This is a genomic window from Fibrobacter sp. UBA7003, assembly GCA_002449765.1.
GTDB lineage: Bacteria > Fibrobacterota > Fibrobacteria > Fibrobacterales > Fibrobacteraceae > Fibrobacter.
The window spans coordinates 263864-284693 of the sequence record DJXN01000004.1 but is presented as its reverse complement, the minus strand read 5'-3'; the positions used below and the strand labels follow the sequence as shown (position 1 = coordinate 284693).

At 55.5% G+C, this 20830-nt stretch carries 19 protein-coding genes; 12 read left to right on the top strand and 7 right to left on the bottom strand.

Going from position 1 to position 20830, the window contains the following annotated elements:
• The first annotated feature begins 152 nt into the window (after positions 1–152).
• Positions 153–608 carry a hypothetical protein gene (locus tag B2952_RS03735; RefSeq protein ID WP_173366078.1) on the top strand — a complete coding sequence of 152 codons (456 nt, stop codon included), beginning with the start codon at positions 153–155 and terminating at the stop codon, positions 606–608.
• Between the two features lie 154 nt (positions 609–762).
• Here the strand turns inward: B2952_RS03735 and B2952_RS03730 are convergent, their stop codons facing one another.
• Both B2952_RS03730 and B2952_RS03725 read right to left on the bottom strand, forming a co-directional pair.
• Positions 763–2013, bottom strand: a complete 1251-nt coding sequence (locus B2952_RS03730) for a lamin tail domain-containing protein (protein ID WP_290733727.1) — start codon at positions 2011–2013, stop codon at positions 763–765.
• 87 nt (positions 2014–2100) lie between these two features.
• A complete protein-coding gene (locus B2952_RS03725; RefSeq protein WP_173366080.1) occupies positions 2101–2592 on the bottom strand; it encodes a peptide chain release factor-like protein in 492 nt (163 codons plus the stop codon).
• Between the two features lie 3 nt (positions 2593–2595).
• Here B2952_RS03725 and B2952_RS03720 point away from each other — a divergent pair, with 3 nt between their 5' ends.
• Genes B2952_RS03720 through B2952_RS03705 form a run of 4 tightly spaced genes read left to right on the top strand, consistent with a single transcriptional unit; the run spans position 2596 to position 9163 of the window.
• Complete coding sequence (locus B2952_RS03720; RefSeq protein ID WP_290730508.1) at positions 2596–3324, top strand: hypothetical protein; 729 nt, start codon at positions 2596–2598, stop codon at positions 3322–3324.
• Between the two features lie 15 nt (positions 3325–3339).
• Entirely contained in the window at positions 3340–4191 is an 852-nt protein-coding gene (locus B2952_RS03715) for a hypothetical protein (RefSeq protein WP_173366082.1), read from the top strand.
• 29 nt (positions 4192–4220) lie between these two features.
• Positions 4221–8300, top strand: coding sequence for a C25 family cysteine peptidase (locus tag B2952_RS03710; RefSeq protein WP_290733729.1), 4080 nt, complete (start codon positions 4221–4223; stop codon positions 8298–8300).
• Between the two features lie 2 nt (positions 8301–8302).
• The gene (locus tag B2952_RS03705) at positions 8303–9163 is read left to right on the top strand and encodes a hypothetical protein (protein WP_290733731.1); all 861 of its coding nucleotides are present in this window, start codon (positions 8303–8305) and stop codon (positions 9161–9163) included.
• A 138-nt stretch (positions 9164–9301) separates the two neighbouring features.
• Here the strand turns inward: B2952_RS03705 and B2952_RS03700 are convergent, their stop codons facing one another.
• Both B2952_RS03700 and metX read right to left on the bottom strand, forming a co-directional pair.
• Positions 9302–10183, bottom strand: a complete 882-nt coding sequence (locus B2952_RS03700; protein ID WP_290733733.1) for a YicC/YloC family endoribonuclease — start codon at positions 10181–10183, stop codon at positions 9302–9304.
• Between the two features lie 2 nt (positions 10184–10185).
• Positions 10186–11982: a homoserine O-acetyltransferase MetX gene (metX, locus tag B2952_RS03695; RefSeq protein WP_290733735.1), complete on the bottom strand. Its 1797-nt coding sequence runs from the start codon at positions 11980–11982 to the stop codon at positions 10186–10188.
• A 323-nt stretch (positions 11983–12305) separates the two neighbouring features.
• On the opposite strand from metX, the gene B2952_RS03690 reads away from it, so the two are divergent.
• Entirely contained in the window at positions 12306–13238 is a 933-nt protein-coding gene (locus tag B2952_RS03690) for a fibrobacter succinogenes major paralogous domain-containing protein (protein WP_290730496.1), read from the top strand.
• Positions 13239–13263: 25 nt separating this feature from the next.
• Here B2952_RS03690 and B2952_RS03685 read toward each other — a convergent pair whose 3' ends face one another.
• On the bottom strand, positions 13264–14232 hold the full coding sequence (locus tag B2952_RS03685) for a GNAT family N-acetyltransferase (protein ID WP_290730493.1): 969 nt from the start codon (positions 14230–14232) through the stop codon (positions 13264–13266).
• Positions 14233–14293: 61 nt separating this feature from the next.
• Here B2952_RS03685 and B2952_RS03680 point away from each other — a divergent pair, with 61 nt between their 5' ends.
• From B2952_RS03680 to B2952_RS03655, 6 genes are read left to right on the top strand one after another with little or no spacing between them, the layout of a single operon-like run.
• Entirely contained in the window at positions 14294–14707 is a 414-nt protein-coding gene (locus B2952_RS03680; RefSeq protein WP_290730491.1) for a sugar 3,4-ketoisomerase, read from the top strand.
• The gene (locus B2952_RS03675) at positions 14704–15138 is read left to right on the top strand and encodes a sugar 3,4-ketoisomerase (RefSeq protein ID WP_173381894.1); all 435 of its coding nucleotides are present in this window, start codon (positions 14704–14706) and stop codon (positions 15136–15138) included. The genes B2952_RS03680 and B2952_RS03675 overlap by 4 nt, the downstream gene beginning before the upstream one ends.
• Positions 15138–16289 carry a DegT/DnrJ/EryC1/StrS family aminotransferase gene (locus B2952_RS03670; protein ID WP_290730488.1) on the top strand — a complete coding sequence of 384 codons (1152 nt, stop codon included), beginning with the start codon at positions 15138–15140 and terminating at the stop codon, positions 16287–16289. Before B2952_RS03675 ends, B2952_RS03670 begins: the two co-directional genes overlap by 1 nt.
• A complete protein-coding gene (locus B2952_RS03665) occupies positions 16273–16875 on the top strand; it encodes an acyltransferase (protein WP_290723983.1) in 603 nt (200 codons plus the stop codon). The genes B2952_RS03670 and B2952_RS03665 overlap by 17 nt, the downstream gene beginning before the upstream one ends.
• A 2-nt stretch (positions 16876–16877) precedes the next feature.
• Complete coding sequence (locus B2952_RS03660; protein ID WP_290723981.1) at positions 16878–18146, top strand: O-antigen translocase; 1269 nt, start codon at positions 16878–16880, stop codon at positions 18144–18146.
• Positions 18131–19096: a glycosyltransferase family 2 protein gene (locus B2952_RS03655; RefSeq protein ID WP_290730485.1), complete on the top strand. Its 966-nt coding sequence runs from the start codon at positions 18131–18133 to the stop codon at positions 19094–19096. Before B2952_RS03660 ends, B2952_RS03655 begins: the two co-directional genes overlap by 16 nt.
• Here B2952_RS03655 and B2952_RS03650 read toward each other — a convergent pair.
• Positions 19085–19837: a glycosyltransferase family 32 protein gene (locus tag B2952_RS03650; protein ID WP_290730482.1), complete on the bottom strand. Its 753-nt coding sequence runs from the start codon at positions 19835–19837 to the stop codon at positions 19085–19087. The genes B2952_RS03655 and B2952_RS03650 overlap by 12 nt on opposite strands.
• Positions 19834–20823: a glycosyltransferase family 2 protein gene (locus tag B2952_RS03645; RefSeq protein ID WP_290730480.1), complete on the bottom strand. Its 990-nt coding sequence runs from the start codon at positions 20821–20823 to the stop codon at positions 19834–19836. The genes B2952_RS03650 and B2952_RS03645 overlap by 4 nt, the downstream gene beginning before the upstream one ends.
• Positions 20824–20830 lie beyond the last annotated feature (7 nt).

Below are 20830 nucleotides of genomic sequence, written 5' to 3'. Positions count from 1 at the left end.
TTGCCGTGGTCAACGTGGGCGATAATGGCGACGTTTCTGATTTTTGACTGGTCCATAGAATCTGCCTGTGTTTTAATTTTTGCGCCCAAATTTAGAAATTAAAGATAGAAATGGCAACGTTTGAGGGGCAGGTTTACTATATTTGGGCTACTATGGCAAAAGAATTAGACGAATTTGAAAATGACGACGAAATGAGCGAGGAAGCGAAGGAGTTCTTCCCCGAGGAACTTCCCGAAGATTCCGCGGTTGTCCGTGACTACAGCGAACGCCGCATTCTCATCTGGGAAGAGGACGATGCAAGGCGAAACGCCTGCCTCGAAGTGCTTTCGGACCTCATGGTCGGGGCCACCTTCAAGGCGGTGAAGACCGAAGCCGAAGCCATGGAGCAGATCGAAAACGACGACTGGGATACCTTTGTCGTGGATTTCTACACCGAGGGTGTATCGGCGAGCGAATTCATCAAGTGCGTCAACAACTACCCGGGTTCTATCCTCGTCGCCATCAATATGGCGCCGCTCACACTCCCCGACGAACGCGACCCAGCCAAGACCGAACTCCTGCGCCGCCTGTTCGACATGGAAAAACCCGTGGCGCAGCTGCACGCCTAGATTCAAATTTTATTGCGGAATTAAAAAACAGGCCGGCAAGGATGCCGACCAGTTTTTTACGCATACGCAAAGCGTATGCGCGAGGCAAACGCAGTTTGCCGAAGTTTTTTTCCCTCGGGAGGGTCTTAGGGAGGGCTTGCCCTCCCTTGTCTCATTACTCGCAGAAGCTTGCAACGCCCGGGGTCGGCGTCCCGAGACACCAGTTTTCCGGGTTCTCGCGGTCGTCCCAGCCGGAAAGGTCGAACTGCGAACTCTTGGTGGTCGAGGTCGAACCGTTCAGCGGTACAGCCGAAAGGTGGAGGCTGTCGAGTTTGCCGTAGTAGACGGAGTCGATAATCTCGCCGTCGCAGTGCAGCACGATGGCTGCCGCGGTGGATGAGTTGCTCTTGGTGAACGTGGGCATGAGTTCCGTGTGACGGTATTCCTCGGGTGTGTTGGGGTTAGTGTCGTTTCCGAGCACGAGGGCTTCGCGAGGCAGAATGGAAAGCGGCTCGATGGCGGCTGATTCCTTGGAATTCGTGCTCTTGCCGATGAAGCAGTTTTCGACATCGATGGTGTCGTTGCTCCCGTTGTAGATTTCGATGAAATCGAACTGCGTGGAGTCGGACTTGACGGGGTTTACCAGGAACTCGCTGATGACCAGGTCACCCGTTCCTGCCACCCTCCGCGAAGCCGGGAGCGGGAGCGAAATCCCGAGGTTCACGTCCGCCGCGATTTCGATGGCGAGGGCGATCCTTGCACGGAGCGAACTTATCTTCAGCTCGGGCACTGGGCTCGATTCGTCTAGCCTGAACGTGTCGGAAAGGCTGAAGATGGCAATCCCGTCGGAATTGGAAAGCTCGATGCGGATCCCGTAATCCCTTCCGAGGGGGAGAACCCCGCTCTTGAAGATGGCGGTCGAGCCCTCGACGGCCATGGGATATTCGAAAACATCGGCTCCGGAGCTGAGCGTGAGCGTTCCCGAGGCGATACCTGCGGGATTCCCGAATCCGAGAGGAATTTCGACGTAGACGAAACCTGCGACAGCATGCATGGGGATGGCGAGATTTGTGTTTTCGCCCGCTTCGAGCTTGGCTTCGATTTCGCCGATCTGCATGAGTTCGCCGTTTGCATAGAGCTTCGCGGAGAATTTCCAGCGTTCGTGCGGGAAGAGGTCGAGCCTGAATTCGGCTTCGCTACCGTCCTGCACCAAGTGCAGGGTGTCGGCGCCTTCGCAGTCGAGGACGAGGCTGTCGAGGAGTGGGGTGTCGCTGTGCTCGAGACGGAGTGCGATCCTGGCGGTCTCGCTAGAGACGGTCAGGGCGTTGTCCTTGGTTTCGCTTTCGCCGCAGTTCCAGGCGGAAAGGGCGCAGAATCCGAGCGCCATTGCGCATGCGGTTTTCTTGATTTTTTGTGTAGGGAGCATGTAACCTCCTTGGTTTTTGTGTTGTCCCTACACATAAAAACGGCTGAAACGGGAAAATGTTCCTTTTTTGCCGTTTTTTTTTATCAACTAGAGTTTTAGCCTGGATTTTCCGCCTGCGACACGCTGGTTCTGGAGTTTTTCGGCACAGGCCTTGTCTTGCCTGAGAATCTTCACGAGCGCGCTCGGGGTGAGCTTGAAGGCGGCGGCCGCTTCCTTGGTGTCCCCGTTCTTTTGCGCCATGATGTCGAACACGTGGGCGATAAAGAGCGGAAATAGCGCGTTCGAAGGCTGGATGTGGCCGTTGCTGCCGGGGAAGGGAATTTCGACAGCCGGGGGCGTCTCGCGGACGTTCAGCGCGATGGCCATCTGCATGCGGTGCAGCGCATGGGTCCTGTTTTCCTTTGCCGACCTCGCTTCGCAGGATTTGATTTCTAAATTGTATTCGCGGAGGTTCAGCAGGACTCCCGTGTTGGTTTTGTTCCTGTGCTGGCCGCCGGGGCCGGATCCCTGGAAACCTTTCTGGGTGCAGGCTGCCAGGAGCTGGTCCAAAGTCATTCTGAGGTAGGTATCGCGATGCATATCATGAAAAATAAAATAGTGGTGGTCCTCGTGGCGGCCTTGGCGCTGTCGTTTGTGGCCTGTGCGGGAACTTCTGAGGGGGCGAAAGATGGCGCTGCTGCTGCAAAGGCAGATTCTCCGGCCGCTCAGGAGAAAGATGCGCAGTACCAGCAGGGGCTCGACGACAAGCAGGCGATGCTCGAAAGCATGTTCCGCGGGTTCCTCGATGCCGTGCGCAACGGAGCTCCTGCCGATACGCTGTATGCCTACCTGACGGATTCTTCGGAATACTGGCTCGATACGCTCGAAAACCATGCAAAGGTCTATGATTCCGAGGCGCTTGATACCTGCCAGTTCTACGAGGCCTACACCATCATCCTCTACCGCCTCTATGAACGTGAGCACCTGTGGGAGACGGACGAGGACCGCATGCTCTTTATGATGCTCAGCAAGAGCGGAATGCTGGAACGCTTCACGAACTTGAACCTCGGCCCCATGAAGGTGAAGAACGACCGCGGAAGTGTCGGGCTTGCGAAAAGTCCCGAGGTGCCCGTCATAATTTTCGAATGGGACGACCTCGCGTGGAAACTGGACCTGCCCGAAACCCTTCCGCTCATTACCAAGGGCATAGAATCCATTGCCGTCAAGAAGAATTGGACGGCAAAGAAACTCGCCCTCTACTGGATCGAGAAGGAATATCACATGACGTATTCGCGTCTGGACGATAGCCTTCTTGAACCGATTGGCTTCTAGGAAAAGTTGCTGCGGATGCGTCTTTTTTTTCTTTGTTCGCTGGTGCTTGCCCTTGTGACGGAGGCTTTTGCCGCTCCGGCTTCCAAGCTTCTGGGCGCCGTTGATTCCAAGGGCGAATTTAGCGGCGAACGTCTGTTTGCTGTCCTCGATTCGGTAGGCGGAACCGGAACCTGGATGGAATGGGATGTAAACGGCGTCCGCGACCCGTCCGTAATGAAGGTGCTGGACCCGTTGCTCAAGTCGAACAACAAGCCGAAGATGGTCTGGGTGATTTCGGAACGCGAGCGTCCGCTGCTGTCGGTGCTTTTGCCCAAGGGCACGGGCGAAGTCATAGTCTTTTACGAACTTGCTTCGCTGGATGCAAAACCCGTACCGCTGAAGATGAACCGGGTGCTCAGCCCCGATGTGGTGTTCCGTGACTACAGGGCAGTTTCCCCCTCGGAATTCGTCCACCTGGACCGCCCGACCCTGAAGGTCGTGGCAAACGACAAGTCCATCCGCTTTACCTACGAGAACCGGGATGCCACGCCGCTCCGCTTCGATTCCGACTTCGCGACCAAGACGGTCGTGGAAAAGCGCTCGGAAATACGCAATTACCGCGATTTCTTTGCCTACGAGTATTCTCTGATGCTGCGGGCCTTCGTCCAGTCGACGCGAGCGCTTTTCAACTGGCAGCCGTGGCATTGGTACATGGCCTCGTTCAATTCCCGCGCGATGATTTCGGACTCCGAGCTCGAGGCAATCCTCTCGAAGGGCGTGAAGCCCGCCCAGTTTACCATTTTCAAGACGAAGGCTGTCGATGGGCAGTGGGTGGAGTTCAAGACGGACGGCAACGGTTTTTACGAAATGGTTATCACGAATCCGTAGTTTACGGGGTTGCGATTTTATATTTTTAGATGGTGAAGTTCAGAATCCACATATTGGCATGCCTGCTGCTCGGCGTCTCTGCGCTCGCTTCCACGGTCGTGGAGGATTCGCGTTCTCGCTTTGTCTTGGATGACGCGGTTGTTGACGCTTCGGTTTACGGTTGTACGGATGAGGAAGGGGCGGGTATCCCTGGTCGAACGTTTGTTCCCGAGAATTCGGAATACGATGCCGAATCCGGAATGCCCTTCCGCATTTACCGGGTCGCAGTCCCGGCCGGTTCAAAGCCTCGGGTGTCGCTTTCGGTGCTGTCGACGGTTCCGCTCGGTGGCGACTACTGTAGCGGCGTGCAACCGAAGTTTTCTGGAGTGAAGGCTTCGGCGCCAGCGCTCAAGGATGGCCTCTGGATTATGGAAGTGGTCGTCCCGCTCTACGAGAAGTCGGGTTCCTCGCTCAGGCTCCGCAAACGCTACAGGCTTACGGTCGATTTTTCGATGGCGGGTTCGGGAATCAATCCCGGCAAGCGTGCCGTCTCCCGCGTGGACAACCCCGAAGGAGCCTCGAAGTTCGGTGTCCGGACTAGGAACCTTCGAGGGGCGCTGAAAAAATCCGGCGCGGCCGATATCTCCGGAGTCCATTTCCTGGCGCGCCTAGTCGTTGGGGACAGGAACCATGCGACTCTTAGCGAGGACGGGCTTTATGCGGTAGAATTCAAGACCATCCGCAACGCGCTTGTACCGTTCTTGCGGCAATCGGACCTCGACGGAATTCCCGTAGAGAAGTTGAGACTCTACGGAGCGTCTCCCGATACGCTCGAGGCCACGGTGCCTGGCGCGCAGTCCATACTCCCGAACGGCCTTTTCGAAATTCCGATCGAGGTTCGCGACCATTCCAGGAACGGCGCATCCCCCGACGGGACATTTGGCGAGGGGGATTCGATTGTTTTCGCCGGCTACGGCACGTCCTTTTGGAAAAAGTACGATTCCACCTACTACTTCTCCTCATCTCCCTATTCCTACTTCCAGTATTTCCAGCTGGGGTGGAGCGAGACGGGCAAGGGGCTTCGGCTCGATGAGAGGTTGCCTGCCATCAAGACGCAGGGAAAGGATGTTCCCTGGATGCGCTTCGTGCGCTCGGAGAAAGATGCCTTTTTGAGGGATGCCTTCCACGGCAAGGGCCTGGATTGGGAATCTACGACGGGCAAGGAATGGTTCTGGTACTGGCATTGCCGCTTTGACACGACGGCGGTGGCTTCTTCCGAGCTTACGCTTCCGCAGGTGAGGAACCTGCCGGGGCTTGTGGCCGGGAAATCGGCCGTTGTCGATGTTTCGTATTTCCCGTACCGTTCTGCAGCGACATCCTCGGTGGAGCAGCTCAACGACCAGAGGGGTGGCTCGACGTTTTCGATGAATCCCTACGCGGAACGCATGAACGGAATCAGGTTCGACTTCCTGGTAAATGGAACCAGGCTGAGCCGCGCGGATGCTGCGTTGCTGCCCGGCGGAAATTTCCGGTTCACGACGGATGCGCTCAAGGAAGGTGGAAATGAATTCTCGATAACGATGCTCCCGAACGATTTGCAGTTTGACCGTTTTGACGGCTTTTCGGTCGCCTACCGCTGGGAACCTTCTGTCGATTCTGCGGAGTGGATGCTCCCGGGAAACGCGACTGGCGTGATTCGCATTCCGGCAAAATCGGACGTGGAAATCATGAAGTTCGTCGATTTAAGGCCCGTCGGGCTTTTGTCGGTGGAATCGGGATACGCCCGTGACAGCATCGCCCCGGGTGAGGATGTCCGCTACCTGGCTTACCGCAAGGGCGTCTATCGGACGGCGCTTTCGGTAGAAATCGCTGCCGACGTGCCTGATGGCGTTTTGAAGGATATTTCGAAAATAAACTCCAAGACGGAGTACCTCATCATATCGGCCCCGGAATTTCTGGATGGCGCCGTGTCGTTGGGTGAGTTCCGTTCGGGAGGCGAGGCGGGAACGTCTTTTGCGACGACGGTCGTCAATGTCGATGACGTTTATCGGCAATATACGGGCGGTTCGCTTTCGCCTGTGGCGATTCGCAACTATATCGCCTACGCCTATTCCGTGTGTGAGGACCTGAAATACGTGCTGCTTCTCGGGTACGGTCATTACGATTACCGTGGATTTACGGGCAAGCTCGGCAAGAACTTTATCCCGCCTTTCGAGATGGAAGATGCCGTGACGGAGGATTTCTTTGCGGCTCTTGATTCTGGCGAAATGGTGCGTTTCGGTTCTTACGACTTGGACCTTTCTGTCGGACGCATGCCGGTGATGTCGACCGTCGAACTTTCCGCCTATATTGAAAAGGCGAAGGAATACGAAAAAGTGGGCGTCTTTGACCATTCGGAATGGCGCAACACGCTACTTCTCACGGCCGATGATGCGAAGAATGGCGTATTCGATGATCATATGGACCATACGAACAAGCAGGAAAGTGTGTCCAGGCTGATCAATGCGCTGACTGATGAAATTGGATTCCGCTGGAGCCAGAAAAAGGTCTACCTGCTGGATTACGATGTGGATGCGGCTGGGCAGAAGCGGCAGGCTTCTCAGGATTTCATTAACATCCTGAATCAGGGTGCGCTCCTCACAACCTATTTCGGGCATGGATCCAAGACGGACTGGGCAGGCGAAGGCCTTCTTAAGCCGAGCTACCTTTCGAGAGTCAACAACAAGGGACGCTACACGATTCTCAATTCGTTCTCCTGCGCGGTGGGACGTTTTGACGAAGGAGGCAAGCGCTCGCTGTCCGAAGAATTCCTGATTGCTCCCGGGGCGGGGTCGATTGCTTCGGTGGGGGCGGCCCGCGAGACTTATGGTGTCTACAACGAACTGTTGGGCAAAAACTTTGTTCTGAATTTGCTTGCGAACCCTGGAATTACCATCGGTGACGCCTTTGTCAAGGCAAAGAAGGTGCGCTGGGAAAAAGAGGATCCGCTTCAGTATACTTCGCAACGTTATAACAACGAACATTACATCCTTTTTGGCGAACCGGTGATTCAGATGCTCAAGACGGATTTCAAGGTGTCGCTTGACCAGAAGATAGATACGCTCAAGGCGCTTGACAAAATGCGCCTCAGTGGATCTGTCCGTGGAATGTCGGATGGAAACATATCCTTGTCGTTGCGCGAAGGTTCCAGGAACAAGCGCCTTTACAAGGGCTACGACTCGGAAAATGACACGCTGGATGTCTTGTACGAGGGCTCCCTGATTTATTCAGAACAGATTCCCGTGGCGGGCGGCCGCTTCGAAACGGAATTTGTTTTGCCCCGGAAGATTGCGTTTGGCGATACGGCTGTAGAGTTCAGCGCCTGGGCCTACTCGAAAAATGAGGCCCCGATAGGAAGGCTCAGGATTGGGGGAATCGGTGTGTTCGGCTTTTCGGCATATGCCGATTCCATTCATGATGCGGTCCCTCCGACGATTCAAGTCCAGTCCTGCTTCAGAAAGGGTTCCGAGGCGTCCTATGCCGATGGCGAAACGGTAAAGATGCAGTCCCCGGCGTGCCTTCAGGTGGTGGTCGAGGATTCGACTGGGCTTGATTTCCGCGAACAGGCCGATGAAGGAATCATGTTTGAATTGAGGGGCGTCGAGGCTCCCTACCATCCGTTCCCGTTCATGGAACAGAATTCGAGACGCGCGGTTCTCCGCAAGGAGTTCGCATCGGCTTCGTACCCTGCTGGGAAATACGTGTTTACAGTCCAGGCGCAGGATGTGCTGGGAAATATCGCGAAAAAGACGGTGAACCTGGAAATCACCGACGACATGAAGGCGGGCCTTGCCGACGTGTTCAACGTTCCCAATCCGGTAGGGAAGAAGGGTACTACGTTCTACTTCAAGAATCTTGCAGTGGATCGCGAATCTACGGTGGATATCTTTATCTATAACCAGCATGGCCGTCTGGTAAAAGTGCTGAAGGATGCCGTTTCGGGCGTGACGCACTGGGACGGCAAGGATAACCACGGGCGGCTTCTGGCCAACGGCCTGTATCATTATGTTGTGCGAAGCGAGGTCGCCGCGACGAACAGCTTCAAGAAAAAGACGTGGACTAAGAAACAGAAACTTTTGATTTCGAGGTAAATATGGATTTGAGAGAGAAACCGGGCAAGGTGCAGAAATTTTTGGAACTGATGCTTCGCTTCAGGTTGATTTTCGTGGTTCTGATGGTTGTTTTGACGGTCACCTTATTGGCGAAGGATTGGCAGGCGGTCAATACGCTTCCGATTGCTGCATCCGAAGGCATGGGCATGTGGCTTGCGAATCTGGATGGTGTTGGCGCTTTCTGGAATTCGGCGCAGTACCTGTGTGTCGCCGCTATTGCGATGTTTGTCCTTTCTTTTGTCTTTGGCGGAATCCGTGGCGGTCTCGGTTCCGTGGTGGCCGCGGTTGCGCTGATTGCATCGCTAGGCTTCCTTGATGGGGCCGAGGGAATGCAGTTGCCTTTCTACGGTGCTTTTGCCGGAGTTGCGCTTCTGCTTTTGCTGTTTGCGAAGTGGAGTGTCGCCTGCGCGCTTTTCCCGTTTGCGCTTTCGTGGGCCTTGATGACCGGCTTTGTGGCGTGGTTGCCGCTGATTCTCGGCAATGCGTGGCTTGTCTGGGCGGTTCTGAGCGTGGTCGGGTTTGCAAACGTCGTGGCATTTGCGCTTGTTGCTGGCAAGGAACTTTCTGAAGGATCGCCTCAGGCGGGAGCCCTCGTGAAGGCTGGCAAGAAGATGTTCCTGCCGGTTTGTGTTTCTAGCCTGCTCTCGCTTGCGGCCGTCACGGTCGACATGGGGAATGCCTCGGGCAAGGAAATAGCCGGTGCTGTGATTCTCTGGGTCGCTTTTGCAATCTGGTTTTTCGGATTTACGTTCGGAACGATGGCTTTCTGCCCGTGGGAACGCCTGCGTGCGGGTAGCCGCCGCGTCCAGCTGAAGGACAAGAAGAAGACTTCCAAAAAATAAAGCGCGCTAATAAAGTGCGCCTGCGTAATGTCATGCCCGCATAATGTCATGCCCGCTATACGAAACTTGGCAATTTATTGCCTTAGTTGAGTTATCCACTCTGTGGACGAAAAGGCGGGCATCTTCTATGACCGAGCCTTATGCGATGTTTAAGCTCTGCTCCCTAATGCACTCGATTTCGTTCTTGAGTTCGATGGCAAGTGCTGCAATCTCTGCACTCTGGCACTTTGTTCCGAGCGTATTTGCCTCGCGCCCCATCTCCTGAAGGATAAACCCGAGGTTCTTGCCCTGTGCGCCGCCTTTTTTGAGGGCATCCAGAAACAGCTTGTTGTGGCTGTGGAACCGCGTGATTTCTTCATGGATGTCGAGTTTGTCGGCCATGATGCAGGCTTCCTGCAACAGGCGCACGTCGTCGATTTCGCTATCCTTCATCAGGCTGTCGATGCGTTCCTTGAACTTGACCTTCCACGTGTCGATGCGCTGCGGGTCCAGCACCTCGATTTTCGTAAGCACGTCTTCCAGGTGGGCAACGCGCTTTGTGAGGTCGGCCGCGAGATTCGCGCCTTCCTTTTCGCGCATGGCGATAACGCCGTCCAGCGCCTTCGAAAGTTCTTTCTTCAGGTGGTTTTCCCAAGCTTCGTTATCGGCTCCCGCGTCGGTAAACTGCAGTACTTCGGGGATGGCGAGAATGTGGTCGAGCGTGATTTCGCCTGCGATGCCATGCTTTGCCTGCAGGGCCTTCGTAATCTCGACGAACTTCGCAACAGCCGCGTCGTTGTAGCACACGGGAATGTTCCCGACGGCGCCTTCGCCGAGCGTGATGGAAAGATTCACCGAACCGCGTGCGAGCTTGTCTTTCACGATCGCCTTCAGGTCGTTTTCGAGGTAGGCGAAGTTTTTAGGAATCTTGCTTGAAATTTCGAGGAAGCGGCTGTTCACGCTGCGCACTTCGATAACGCAGGTGGTTCCGTTCAGTGTGGATTCGCTCTTGCCGAATCCGGTCATGGAAATAATCGACATGTCTAAACCTTCGAAATAGTGGCAATCACGTGTTCTGCGCCGAAGTTCTTGAGCCCGAGCGCGGAGAGAACCTTGCTCAGCGTGTGGTCGCTCTGGAAGTTGATGTTCTCTATCTTGAACCCTTCCTTTTTGCAGAGCGTGTAGAAGTCCTTCACCGTGAGGAGGCGGATGTTCGGCGTGTCGTACCATTCGTACGGCAGTTCCTTGGACTTGGGCATGCGACCGTGGAGCATGAGGCTTCCGCGGGTGGTCCAGTGCCCGAAATTCGGGAACGTGACGATGGCCTTTTTTGCGACGCGCAACAGTTCGTTTAGGAGTGCCACGGGGTCGCGGATTTCCTGGATGGTGCGGTTGATAATCGCGTAGTCGAAGCTTCCGTCCTTCAGGTCCGAGATTCCCTTGTCGTCGAGGTCGCGCTGGATGACCTGCACGTCCTTCTCGAGGCAGTCGAGGATTCCCGTGATGTTCTTCTCGATGCCGAATCCCGTAACGTTCTTCTTCTGAATGAGGAAGTCGAGCAGGTCGCCACTGCCGCAACCGAGGTCGAGCACGTGGCTGTCTTCTTTCACGAGCTTGCCGAGCAACTTGAAGTCGCTCTCTTCGTGGAAAACGGGAACGGCCTGCGTGCCTTGCTGCGGGATAATCTTTGAATCGAGGAAGCGGCCTACGGCCTTGCCGAGTTCGCCCACTTCGATAAGGAATCCGTCGTGCCCGAACTGCGTGTCGAGTTCGAGGCTTGTCACCTTCTTGCCCACGTTCAGGAGTGCGCTCGTGATGCGGCGGCTCTCGTGCGGCGGGAACAGCCAGTCGGTGGAGAGGTTCACGTTCAGCACTTCGGCCTTGATGTCCTTGAAGGCGTTCTCGATGCTGCCGTATTCGGTTTCGAGGTCGAATGCGTCGGTCGCGTGCGCGATGTGCAGGTAGCTGTTCGCGTCAAAGCGGTCTACGAACTTTTTGCCCTGGTAGCGCAGGTAGCTTTCGATGGGCAGGTTTAGGTCGAACGGCGTGGAATACGTGACGGCGTGGCTCTTGTTTTCTTGTGCCTGCGCACGCTTGAACTTCTGTTCCATGCCGATGGCGCTGAGGTAGGTGATGTGCGCGAGCTTGCGTGCGTTCGCGAGGCCCACGTCGGGTTTTGCGACACCTTCACCGTAGAAGTCGCCGTTGTTGTAGTTCGGGTCCTGCGTAATCACGTCGCGGGCCACGACTTCGAATCCGAGCGCCTGGCTCGAGAAGCGCGGGGAACTCGCGATAATCACGATGCGTTTCACCTGCTCGGGGTAGTAGATGGCCCACTTCATCGCCTGGAAGCCGCCCATCGAGCCGCCCATGACGCAGTAGAATTCCTTGATGCCAAGGCCGTCGGCGAGTTCTTTCTGGGCGTGCACCATGTCACCTATCGTAATGGTGGGGAAGGTGCTCCCGTAGGGCTTGCCCGTACGCGGGTTCACGCTTGCGGGGCCCGTAGTGCCCTTGCAGCCGCCCAGGATGTTGCTGCAGACCACGAAGAAGCGGTCCGTGTCGATTGCCTTGCCGGGGCCGATGAGTTCATCCCACCAGCCGGGCTTCTTGTCGCTTTCGGTGTACCAGCCGGCAGCGTGTGCGTCGGCGGTCAAGGGCGAGCAGACCCAAACCGCGTTGTCGGCGGCGGCGTTCAGCTTGCCGTATGTCTCGTAACGGATGTTGAGCGCGGGGAGCGTCTTTCCGTTTTCCAGCACAAAACCGGCCTCGCCATAGTCCTTGACGAAGTCCTTCGGCTCTACGGGGCCGATGCTGGATTTATGCAAATATTCACTCATATGCATAAATATAGCAATTTGTGGACGAACGGTGGCCGCCGCACTTCTAGAAGGCGTTTTTTGGCCGGCGAGGGTAAGTTTTATGGCTGGTGCGGGCGAATTTTGGGGCTGATTTGCCATCGGGGCGTATAAATTCCCCCTTTTTTGCTGGATCTATACGCCCTTTATTAGTTTGTGCGTGACAAAACGGATGCGGTTGTGCGCCTATGTGCGTGTGAGGGGCATATAAATTGCCCTCGTTGGCCTGCTTTATATGCCCCAGGGCAAAAATGGCGTGCTTTTTTTAAAGGCAAAAGAAACATTAAGGAGGAAAAATGCGCTTTATGAAAAACTTGTTCGTTCTGCTTGTGTTCGTGATGCTTGTCGCCTGCAGTGACGATGAAAGCGATTTGATTTCGCGCCCGGACACGAAGGAAATTTCATCCAGCGTTTTATCGTCGTCGATAGAGTCTAGCTGTTCTGCGAATTCTTCTTCCAGCGTTACGCCGAAGTCGAGTAGCAGTCAAGGAGATGGCGGCTCCCATTCATCAAGCTCGGGGCAGGCTCCGGCCGCCATGACAAGCAGCAGCGTGAAATCTAGTAGCAGTCTTTCCGAGGGATACATAGACCCATCGACTGTAATTGAGGGAACCTTGATCGATTCTCGCGATGGCCAGTCTTACAAGACGGTAAAGATTGGTAATCAGTGGTGGATGGCAGAGAACCTGAATTACGCATTCGTTGGCGTTCCTTATAGCGATGGGGACTACACCTCCGATTCCACGAGCTGGTGCTATAACGATTCTGCAGAATATTGCGACAAGTACGGTCGCCTTTATACGTGGGCGGCTGCGATGGACAGCGCTGGTTTGTGGAGCACGAATGGCATGGGCTGCGGCTATGGAAAAATATGCTTCCAGAAATACCCGGTGCGTGGTATTTGCCCTGAGGGTTGGCATCTGCCCGACACGACGGAATTTCGCACGCTATTCAATGATGTTGGAGGCTCATCTTCCGCAGGCGATATGCTCAAATCTGTAAGCGGTTGGAACGACGATGGAAATGGCTCGGATTCCTATTCGTTTGCAGCGTTGCCTGCTGGCGTGTATGGCGAGGGGAGTTTTAAAAGTGAGGGCATCTCCATGGCCTTCTGGAGTTCTAACAATCGTCTTACCGAGCAGACGTTCACTGCGTATTTGAATAATGCAAACACTAGTGTAGCGCTGCTCATTTTGAGGCCGAATTTCGGGTTCTCGGTCCGCTGTTTGAAGGACTGAGTGGTGCACCGATTCATGCTATGATCTAGAAATCTTTGCTGTAAATAAGGTTCAGCGAGGCCTTGGCTCCGAACGATTCCTTGAATTTGAACAGGGGAAGATTCAGGTATTCGCCGCAATCTTCGGTCGAGATTCCCCACGAAAATTTCTTGATCCCGTCTTTCGCGGCTTCGCGCATGACGCTTATGTAAATGGCGGTCGAGGGCTGGAAGTCACGGATTTCTACGTTCGGGGCGATATACTGCGCATGTCGGACGTTAGTTTGCTTGAAATCAAACATCATCATTCCCGCGACAAACGTCCCGCCTTTCCATAGCGCACGGAACTTGATTTCGTTTGCGATGCGGTTGTGCTTGAGGTCGAGAAGCTCGTCGAGCGTGTGGACGGGCTTCACGTTGAACTTCGCTTTCGAAATGCAGAGGTGCCTGTAGAATTCGGGCAGTTCCGCGTCTGTCACTTCTCGGTATTCGAGGTTGTGCGGAAGCGACTTGCGGAATACCGAGCGGCAGGAATCCTTGCAGCTTTCGAACGGGTCCTTGTCCGGGGCCAGCGTGCAGAAGGCGCTGAGTTCCGTCTGGCGCCTGTAGCCGCGGTGCTCCAGGGTGTATTCCAGGAGGGCTGTCGAATCCAGGGCGAAGAGGCTCGATGTCGGGCGCATCCGGACACTTTTGCAGATGCCTTTCAGATAATTTTCCGCAAATTCGACGATGCTTGCGATGCGTTCCGCGGTGTAGTAATGCTTCGAGATGATTGGGCCGCCGAAGGTGGAACCCTGGTGCGAAATCCATTCTCCCGCATCCGTCAGGTTGCCGGGGAAGGCTGCGACGATGATGCCGCTCGATTCCAGCATGAACGATGCGTCTTTGAATCGCCCTTGCGGATGGTAGTTCAGGAATCGCCTTGTCTGCAAAAAAGTGCCGTTTACCGATTCGTTCATCACGAACCGGTCCCAACGCGCCTCGAGGTGCGAATCGTACGGCAAAACACTGAACATGCCTTAAAGATACAAATCTACCGCCTGCAGAACATAAAAAATTGTATATTACTTTCATAATATGCCGAATTTTGAAGAAAAAGCGCAAATCATCCAGTTGCCCAAGTTCCTCGACGAACGCGGGAACTTGAGCTTTTTGGAATCGGGGAAGCATGTCCCGTTCGAAATCCGGCGCACCTACTGGATTTACGACGTGCCGGGCGGTTGCCTGCGCGGGAGCCATGCTTTCAGGACGGAGATGGAATTCCTCGTCGCGCTTTCGGGCAGCTTCGATGTGGTGGTGCACGACGGTGTAGAAGAAAAGCGCTATTCCCTTTCGCGCTCGTACTACGGGCTCTACCTGCCCCCGATGCACTGGCGCACCCTCGACAATTTCTCGACCAATTCGCTTGCGCTAGTCGTTTCTTCGGCGGATTTTTCCGAGGAGGATTACATCCGTGATTTTGACGAGTTTATCCGCGAGGTACGCAAATGAACGAGCAGGATTTGAAGAAAGCCCGCATCGACATGTGCTCGCTCATTGAACTCCCGAGGATAAGCGAGCGTTCGGGTAGCCTTACGCCTATCCAGAATTCGAAGGAGATACCCTTCGATATCAAGCGAGTTTTTTACCTGTACGATATTCCCGGCGGCGTGACGCGCGGTGGACACGCGCATAAGGAATGCCACCAGCTGCTGGTCGCGGCGAGCGGCGCTTTCGATATCAAGGTTTCCGACGGCGAGAACGAGAAGGTCTACCGCCTTGACCGTCCGTATTTCGGGCTGCACATTCCGCCCGGAGTGTGGGCCGAGGAACTCGGGTTCTCTTCGGGCTCCATTTGCCTGGTGCTCACTTCGCACGAGTTTGACGAGAGCGACTACTGGCGCGATTACGGCGAATACCTCAAGTTCAAGAAGGAGCGGTAATGAAGATTCCTTTCCTTGACCTGAAACAGGTGAATGCTCCCTACATGGACGCTTTGAAGGACGCTGCCTCGGCGGTCGTGGAATCGGGCTGGTATATCCGCGGATCCTATTGCGATCGCTTCGAGAAGGAATTTGCCGCCTACTCCGGCTTTGCGCACGGGGTGGGTGTCGGGAACGGGCTCGATGCCCTCACGCTCATGCTTCGGGCATCCGTCGAACTTGGCCGCCTGGCTCCGGGTAGCGAAATCCTTGTGCCCGCGGATACCTACATCGCGACGGTACTTGCGGTGAATGCGGCAGGGCTTGTGCCCGTGCTCGTGGAGCCCGATGAGAATACTTTCAACATCGACCCGCAACGGCTTGCGGATGCCTGCACGGAAAAGACGCGCGGGATTCTCGCGGTGCACCTGTATGGGCGCTTGGCCGACATGAAGGCAATTAGCGAATTTGCCAAGACGCGCAATCTCCTTGTTTTTGAGGACGCGGCGCAGTCGCATGGTGCACGGCTTGGTTCGGACGCTACGTCCGCCGGTTCAAAAAGCGCCGCGGTCGCTTACAGTTTCTACCCGACGAAAAATCTCGGGGCGCTCGGCGATGCGGGCTTGGTTTTGACCGACGATGCCGAACTCGCCCGCGTGGTGCGGATGCTCGGCAATTACGGTTCCGAACAGAAGTATGTGAACGAGTATCGCGGCGTCAATTCCCGCCTCGACGAAATTCAGGCTGCCTTCTTGCTCGCGAAACTCCCGCATCTTGATGCTTTGAACGCACGCCGCCGCGAAATTGCGGCCCGCTACGTGCGCGAAATCAGGAACCCGCTGGTGCGATTGCCCGAAATTCCGGCAGACCCGCGGGAGCATGTGTGGCATGTGTTTACGGTACGCACGCCTGACCGGGCGACCCGCGATGCCTTGCAGGGACATCTCGAGGCCCGCGGTATCGGGACGCTTATCTTTTACCCGATTCCTCCGCATTTGCAGCAGGCCTACGCGGCCGGGCCGGAGGGTGAAAACTTCTTGCTTCCCGCGAATCCGAAATTCCCGATTGCGGAGAAGATTGCCGAGACCGTGTTGAGCATCCCCGTGTCGCAGGTCCTTACGGACGGCGAAGTTTCCGAAATTATTGGAGCGATGAATGAATTTGTTCGTTAGAATCATCCGCAAGCTGTTGCGGACTTCGTGGGTGCTCTTTTTCAGGAGCATTTCGACAGCGAAGCCCGAAGGCGAGTTCCGCTCCATTGCTCCCGTACTTTGCGAAGGCAAGGGCCGTATCGTCGTGGGGGAGGGAACCTCGTTCGGGTTTATCGAGGATGCGGATTACTGGACATCTTACGAGTTCTTGAACGTGCGCAACAAGGATTCAAAAATCGTAATCGGCAGGAACTGCCAGATTTGCAACCACTTTACCGCCGTTTCCGAAGGCGAGGGAATCGAAATCGGCGACAATGTGCTCATTGGATCTTCGGTGACCTTGATGGATAGCGACTTTCACGAAATCGACCCGTCGAGACGCATCGGAGGGAATCCCAAGATGGGCAAGGTGACGCTCGCGGACAATGTGTGGATTGGCGACCGCGTGACCATTCTCAAGGGAACGTCGATTGGTGAAAATTCTGTTGTCGCGGCGGGTGCGGTCGTTTCGGGCGAGTTCCCGGCGAACGTCGTCATCGGTGGTGTCCCCGCGCGTGTCATTCGCGAAATAGACAGCGTGCAGTCTCCAAAAAAAGTAGGCGGCTGACGGTGGACCATTCCTCTAAAATATGGAAACTGTTCTTCGGCTCGGGTTCGGTGACGCTATTCAATACGCTCCGTGCCTTTGTCATCAACAAGCTTTTGGCCGTGTTCTTGCCGCCTGCCGCATTCGCGTGTGTCGGGCAGTTCATGAACTGGATGAGCATCGGGCAGGCGACATCGAGCCTTGCGATGCAGAACGGCTGGGTGAGCCTTACCGCACAGAACAAGGATAACCTCAGAAACCTGCACGGCATTTGGCGTGGCGGATTCCGGCTCACGACCTTTGCAACGATTTTTACATGCGTCGTCGCCGTCATCTTCTGCTTCGTGGCCCCGCTTGAATCGTTGCTGCCGGGGGTGCATCCGCGCCTTGCGCAGGCGGCCATCCTCTTTGCGCTTCCAGGAATGCTTGCTACCAACATGGTCGCGATATGCTCTGCGGTGATGAACGGCCTTGGGCTCGTGAAGCGCTGGGCGCTCATCCAGATAGTCGCGTCGCTTTTCCAGATGCTCTGGGTCGCGTTCTTCCTCTATTCCGGTCGCCTTTCTGTGCTTTCCATCATCGCGACGCAGTCGATTGTCGCAGGAATTTTTGCCGCCCGCGTGGCGGCACGTGCAGGATTCAACATCAAGACCTTCAGGGAATCGGTTCTGGATGTTCGCAAGCCCTGGTGGTCGTATGCCATGATGGGACTTGTGCCGATGATTGTCGCGCCGCTCGTCCTTATGGTTGTGCGTTCGCTCGTGGGTTCTGAACTCGGCTGGAATGCCGCTGGCATCTGGCAGGGCGTCTACAAGATATCGGACTTCTTTGCGTCCATCTTCTCGGCAATCCTCGGGGTGCTTGTCTTGCCGCGTATTAGCCGTAACATGACGCATGATGCATTCCGCAGGGAATTCTATCCGATTTTCCTGCGCATGATGGGCTTTACGCTCCTGTTCTGCATCGCGCTTTACTTTGGACGTAGCCTTGTCGTCGCGATTCTCCTTTCGGGAGCGTATGCGCCTGCGGCGGATTTTATGCCGATTCAGTTGCTGGGCGACCTGTTCCGTTCGGGAGGCTGGTGCTTTGGCATGGTGCTAGTAGCTCGCCGCGAAACGAAGGCTTTCCTCGTTATCGAGGTGGGGGCGAACCTTCTCTTTGCCGTGGGAACCTTCGTTGGAATCAGGTTGTTTGAACTGCAAGGCCCGATGCTTGCCTATGCGCTCGAAAACTTTGTGACGCTGGTCGTTCTCGCCATAACGGTCGGGAGGCTCAAATGGAATACTCCATAACGAACATGTTTGCCGAAAAGATAGACGAAAACGTTTACGTGAAGGCTTTTGTGCAGGGCGCCGAAACGGAACAACGCGAAATGCCGCCGCTCGTGTCGGTGCTGATGGCCTGCTACAACCACGAAAAGTACGTGGAGGCTTCGGTGCGCTCCGTGATGGCGCAGAAGGGCGTGCCGTTTGAACTCATTGTCATTGACGACGGCAGTTCTGACAGGTCTCCCGAAATTCTCGAACGCCTGCAGGCCGAACTCAAGTTTACCTACGTAAACCGTCCGAACAAGGGCCTTGTCCCGACCATGAACGAACTCTTGTCCATGGCGCGAGGCAAGTATTTTTGCAGCTTTGCTTCCGACGACATCATGCCTCCGGACCGTCTCAGGCTCCAGAGCGACTACCTGGAATCGCATCCCGGCAAGCCCATCTGCTTTGGCCAGGTCATCAATATGGATGCCGATGGCAAGCTCGAATCGGCTCCGGATCCGCGATACACTTCGGGAATTCCCGAGGTGACGTTCGCCGAGGTGTTTCTCGGGAAAAAGGAACTCCACGGCTGTTCGGAAATGATTGACTGCAGGGTGTTCCGCGACCTGGGCGGCTACAATGCGGAATTCGTCATCGAGGATTTCCAGATGATGCTGAAGTTCCTTTCGCTATACGAACCCGTCCCTGTTCTCGATACAATCTGTTGCTACTATCGAATCCATTCGACGAATATTTCGGGCAAGAAGAACTGGCTGTACGAAAATACGCTCAAGGTCATCGACAAGTATTCTTCGCATCCGCTGTACCGGCAGGCCGTGAACACCTGGAAGTCGCACTGGTTTTCGATGCTTGCCTATTGCGACAAGAAGGAGGCCCTTCGCAGGCTACCGCAGCTCTGGTCGTTCTCGCTCCCGTTCTTCAAGCGCTTCCCCAAGCTCTTCATTCCGCGCTTTTTGCTAAAGCGGTAATCTGAAAATCTTTTTGAGAGTCCCGCGCACCCCGAGGGTCGCGAGGTTCGTCCACAGCGAAAGCGGAAGGGAAAGCGCTTTTGCAATAGGGCGGGGAAAGGTGGCGAACAGCTTTTGCCTGCGCCGAATCCCCTTGCGGACCGATTCCGGTCGCCATGCGCTGTCGAAATGGTGGATGCAGTAGGTGTCGCCGGTCGTGCGGATTTTCCCGTCGATGTAGCTCTTGGGCGAAAACGCGCTTTCGGGCAGGATTTCGGTATTGGGGAATTTCTCAAATGCGTCCGCCAAAATTTTCGGGAGCACCATGTCGTCTACGCCCGATTCGCGGTATTCGAAGTGCGTGTGGTGGTAGAATTCGAGAGCAGCCTTTATCGGTTCGCATCCCGCCTCGCATCCCATGGCCGCCGCCTCGATGCGCCTGGAACCGTTTTCGTAGCCGAAAGCATTCGGGCGGTTCAGCAGCGGGTCGAGTGGACGCAAAACTTCCACGTCGGTATCGAGGTAGAAACCGCCTTCGTTGTAGAGGGCGTAGAGCCGAACGGCATCGGCCGCGAATGCCCATTTCTTTTGTCCGAGCGCCTCCAGCACCCAGGGGATGCCTGTGGCTTGCGCTTTTTCTGCATTCCACTTGATGAACTCGAAATCGGGCAGGAACTTCTGCCAGCTTTCAAGACAACGTTGTGCGCTTTCGGGGTAGGGGTCGCCGGAAAACCAGCAGAAATGAATCTTCTTCGGAATCATCCGTGCCTCCGTAGTGCCCTTACGAGCGTCGTCTTTCCGGCAAAAGAAATCAGCGCAGCGGCCTTGTTGCGGAGCCGGGTTCTCGGGTTGAACAATGTTCCCATCCGCAAATCCTTGATGTGATTCCATGCGCGTTCGCGGTAGTCGGCGAATTCGGGCGTGTCTTCCGTGCGCATCAGGATGCTGCAGCTTGCGCTGAAGAGGTTGCTCCTTGCTGCTCTTTCGAGCCTCGCTCCCTTGCCTTTGACCTGGCTGCATACCGCCTCCGCGATATCCAGGAGCTCCGCCTTTTTTCGGTTGTAAGAGGAGGCGAGGATGCTTGAGGAATGTCTGCGGTTGTGATAGAGGGGATCAGGCACGAATGCGACAAGTCTTGCATCCAGAAGGACCTGTGGGATTGTAGCCATGTCTTCGAAGAATTTTCCTGGCGGAAACCGTCGGCCTTTCCAGAGGCTGGCCGCATAAAGTTTGTTCCATGCGGAATAGTCGGGGCGGTCGTTCTGGTACAATGCATTTGCAAGCGCCCTCGTGGGGGAGAGCCGGATGCAGTTCCCGGAGTGGGGACTGAATCCGTAATGCGCCCGTAGCGTCGAAATTGAGCCCGCTTTCTGCGGGATATCCCCGAAATGGAGTTTGCCGCTGCAGGCGATGTCCGCACCGGTTTGCATGATTGCATCGAAGAGAGCCTGCAGAAAGTTCGGGGCGAGCATGTCGTCGCTGTCCACGAAGGTTATCCAGTCGCCCTGCGCGGCTTCGATTCCTGCGTTGCGCGCTTCCGAGAGCCCCTTGTTTTCCTGTGTGACGATGCGGAAGCGTAAGTCTTTTTCGGCGATAGCCTTGGCTATGGATGCGCTCCCGTCCGTGGAACCGTCGTCGACTACGATCGCTTCGAAATTCCGGAACGTCTGCCCGTATATGCTCGCTAGGCAGTTCGCGAGGAAGGGCTCCGTATTGAAAACCGGGATGATGACGCTTATCGCAGGCATGGGCGGG

Bases quoted from the DNA above. Each gene is read 5' to 3' on its own strand.
- B2952_RS03735 (WP_173366078.1), top strand. From the start codon at position 153: ATGGCAAAAGAATTAGACGAATTTGAAAATGACGACGAAATGAGCGAG.
- B2952_RS03730 (WP_290733727.1), bottom strand. From the start codon at position 2,013: ATGCTCCCTACACAAAAAATCAAGAAAACCGCATGCGCAATGGCGCTC.
- B2952_RS03725 (WP_173366080.1), bottom strand. From the start codon at position 2,592: ATGCATCGCGATACCTACCTCAGAATGACTTTGGACCAGCTCCTGGCA.
- B2952_RS03720 (WP_290730508.1), top strand. From the start codon at position 2,596: ATGAAAAATAAAATAGTGGTGGTCCTCGTGGCGGCCTTGGCGCTGTCG.
- B2952_RS03715 (WP_173366082.1), top strand. From the start codon at position 3,340: ATGCGTCTTTTTTTTCTTTGTTCGCTGGTGCTTGCCCTTGTGACGGAG.
- B2952_RS03710 (WP_290733729.1), top strand. From the start codon at position 4,221: ATGGTGAAGTTCAGAATCCACATATTGGCATGCCTGCTGCTCGGCGTC.
- B2952_RS03705 (WP_290733731.1), top strand. From the start codon at position 8,303: ATGGATTTGAGAGAGAAACCGGGCAAGGTGCAGAAATTTTTGGAACTG.
- B2952_RS03700 (WP_290733733.1), bottom strand. From the start codon at position 10,183: ATGTCGATTATTTCCATGACCGGATTCGGCAAGAGCGAATCCACACTG.
- metX (WP_290733735.1), bottom strand. From the start codon at position 11,982: ATGAGTGAATATTTGCATAAATCCAGCATCGGCCCCGTAGAGCCGAAG.
- B2952_RS03690 (WP_290730496.1), top strand. From the start codon at position 12,306: ATGAAAAACTTGTTCGTTCTGCTTGTGTTCGTGATGCTTGTCGCCTGC.
- B2952_RS03685 (WP_290730493.1), bottom strand. From the start codon at position 14,232: ATGTTCAGTGTTTTGCCGTACGATTCGCACCTCGAGGCGCGTTGGGAC.
- B2952_RS03680 (WP_290730491.1), top strand. From the start codon at position 14,294: ATGCCGAATTTTGAAGAAAAAGCGCAAATCATCCAGTTGCCCAAGTTC.
- B2952_RS03675 (WP_173381894.1), top strand. From the start codon at position 14,704: ATGAACGAGCAGGATTTGAAGAAAGCCCGCATCGACATGTGCTCGCTC.
- B2952_RS03670 (WP_290730488.1), top strand. From the start codon at position 15,138: ATGAAGATTCCTTTCCTTGACCTGAAACAGGTGAATGCTCCCTACATG.
- B2952_RS03665 (WP_290723983.1), top strand. From the start codon at position 16,273: ATGAATTTGTTCGTTAGAATCATCCGCAAGCTGTTGCGGACTTCGTGG.
- B2952_RS03655 (WP_290730485.1), top strand. From the start codon at position 18,131: ATGGAATACTCCATAACGAACATGTTTGCCGAAAAGATAGACGAAAAC.
- B2952_RS03650 (WP_290730482.1), bottom strand. From the start codon at position 19,837: ATGATTCCGAAGAAGATTCATTTCTGCTGGTTTTCCGGCGACCCCTAC.
- B2952_RS03645 (WP_290730480.1), bottom strand. From the start codon at position 20,823: ATGCCTGCGATAAGCGTCATCATCCCGGTTTTCAATACGGAGCCCTTC.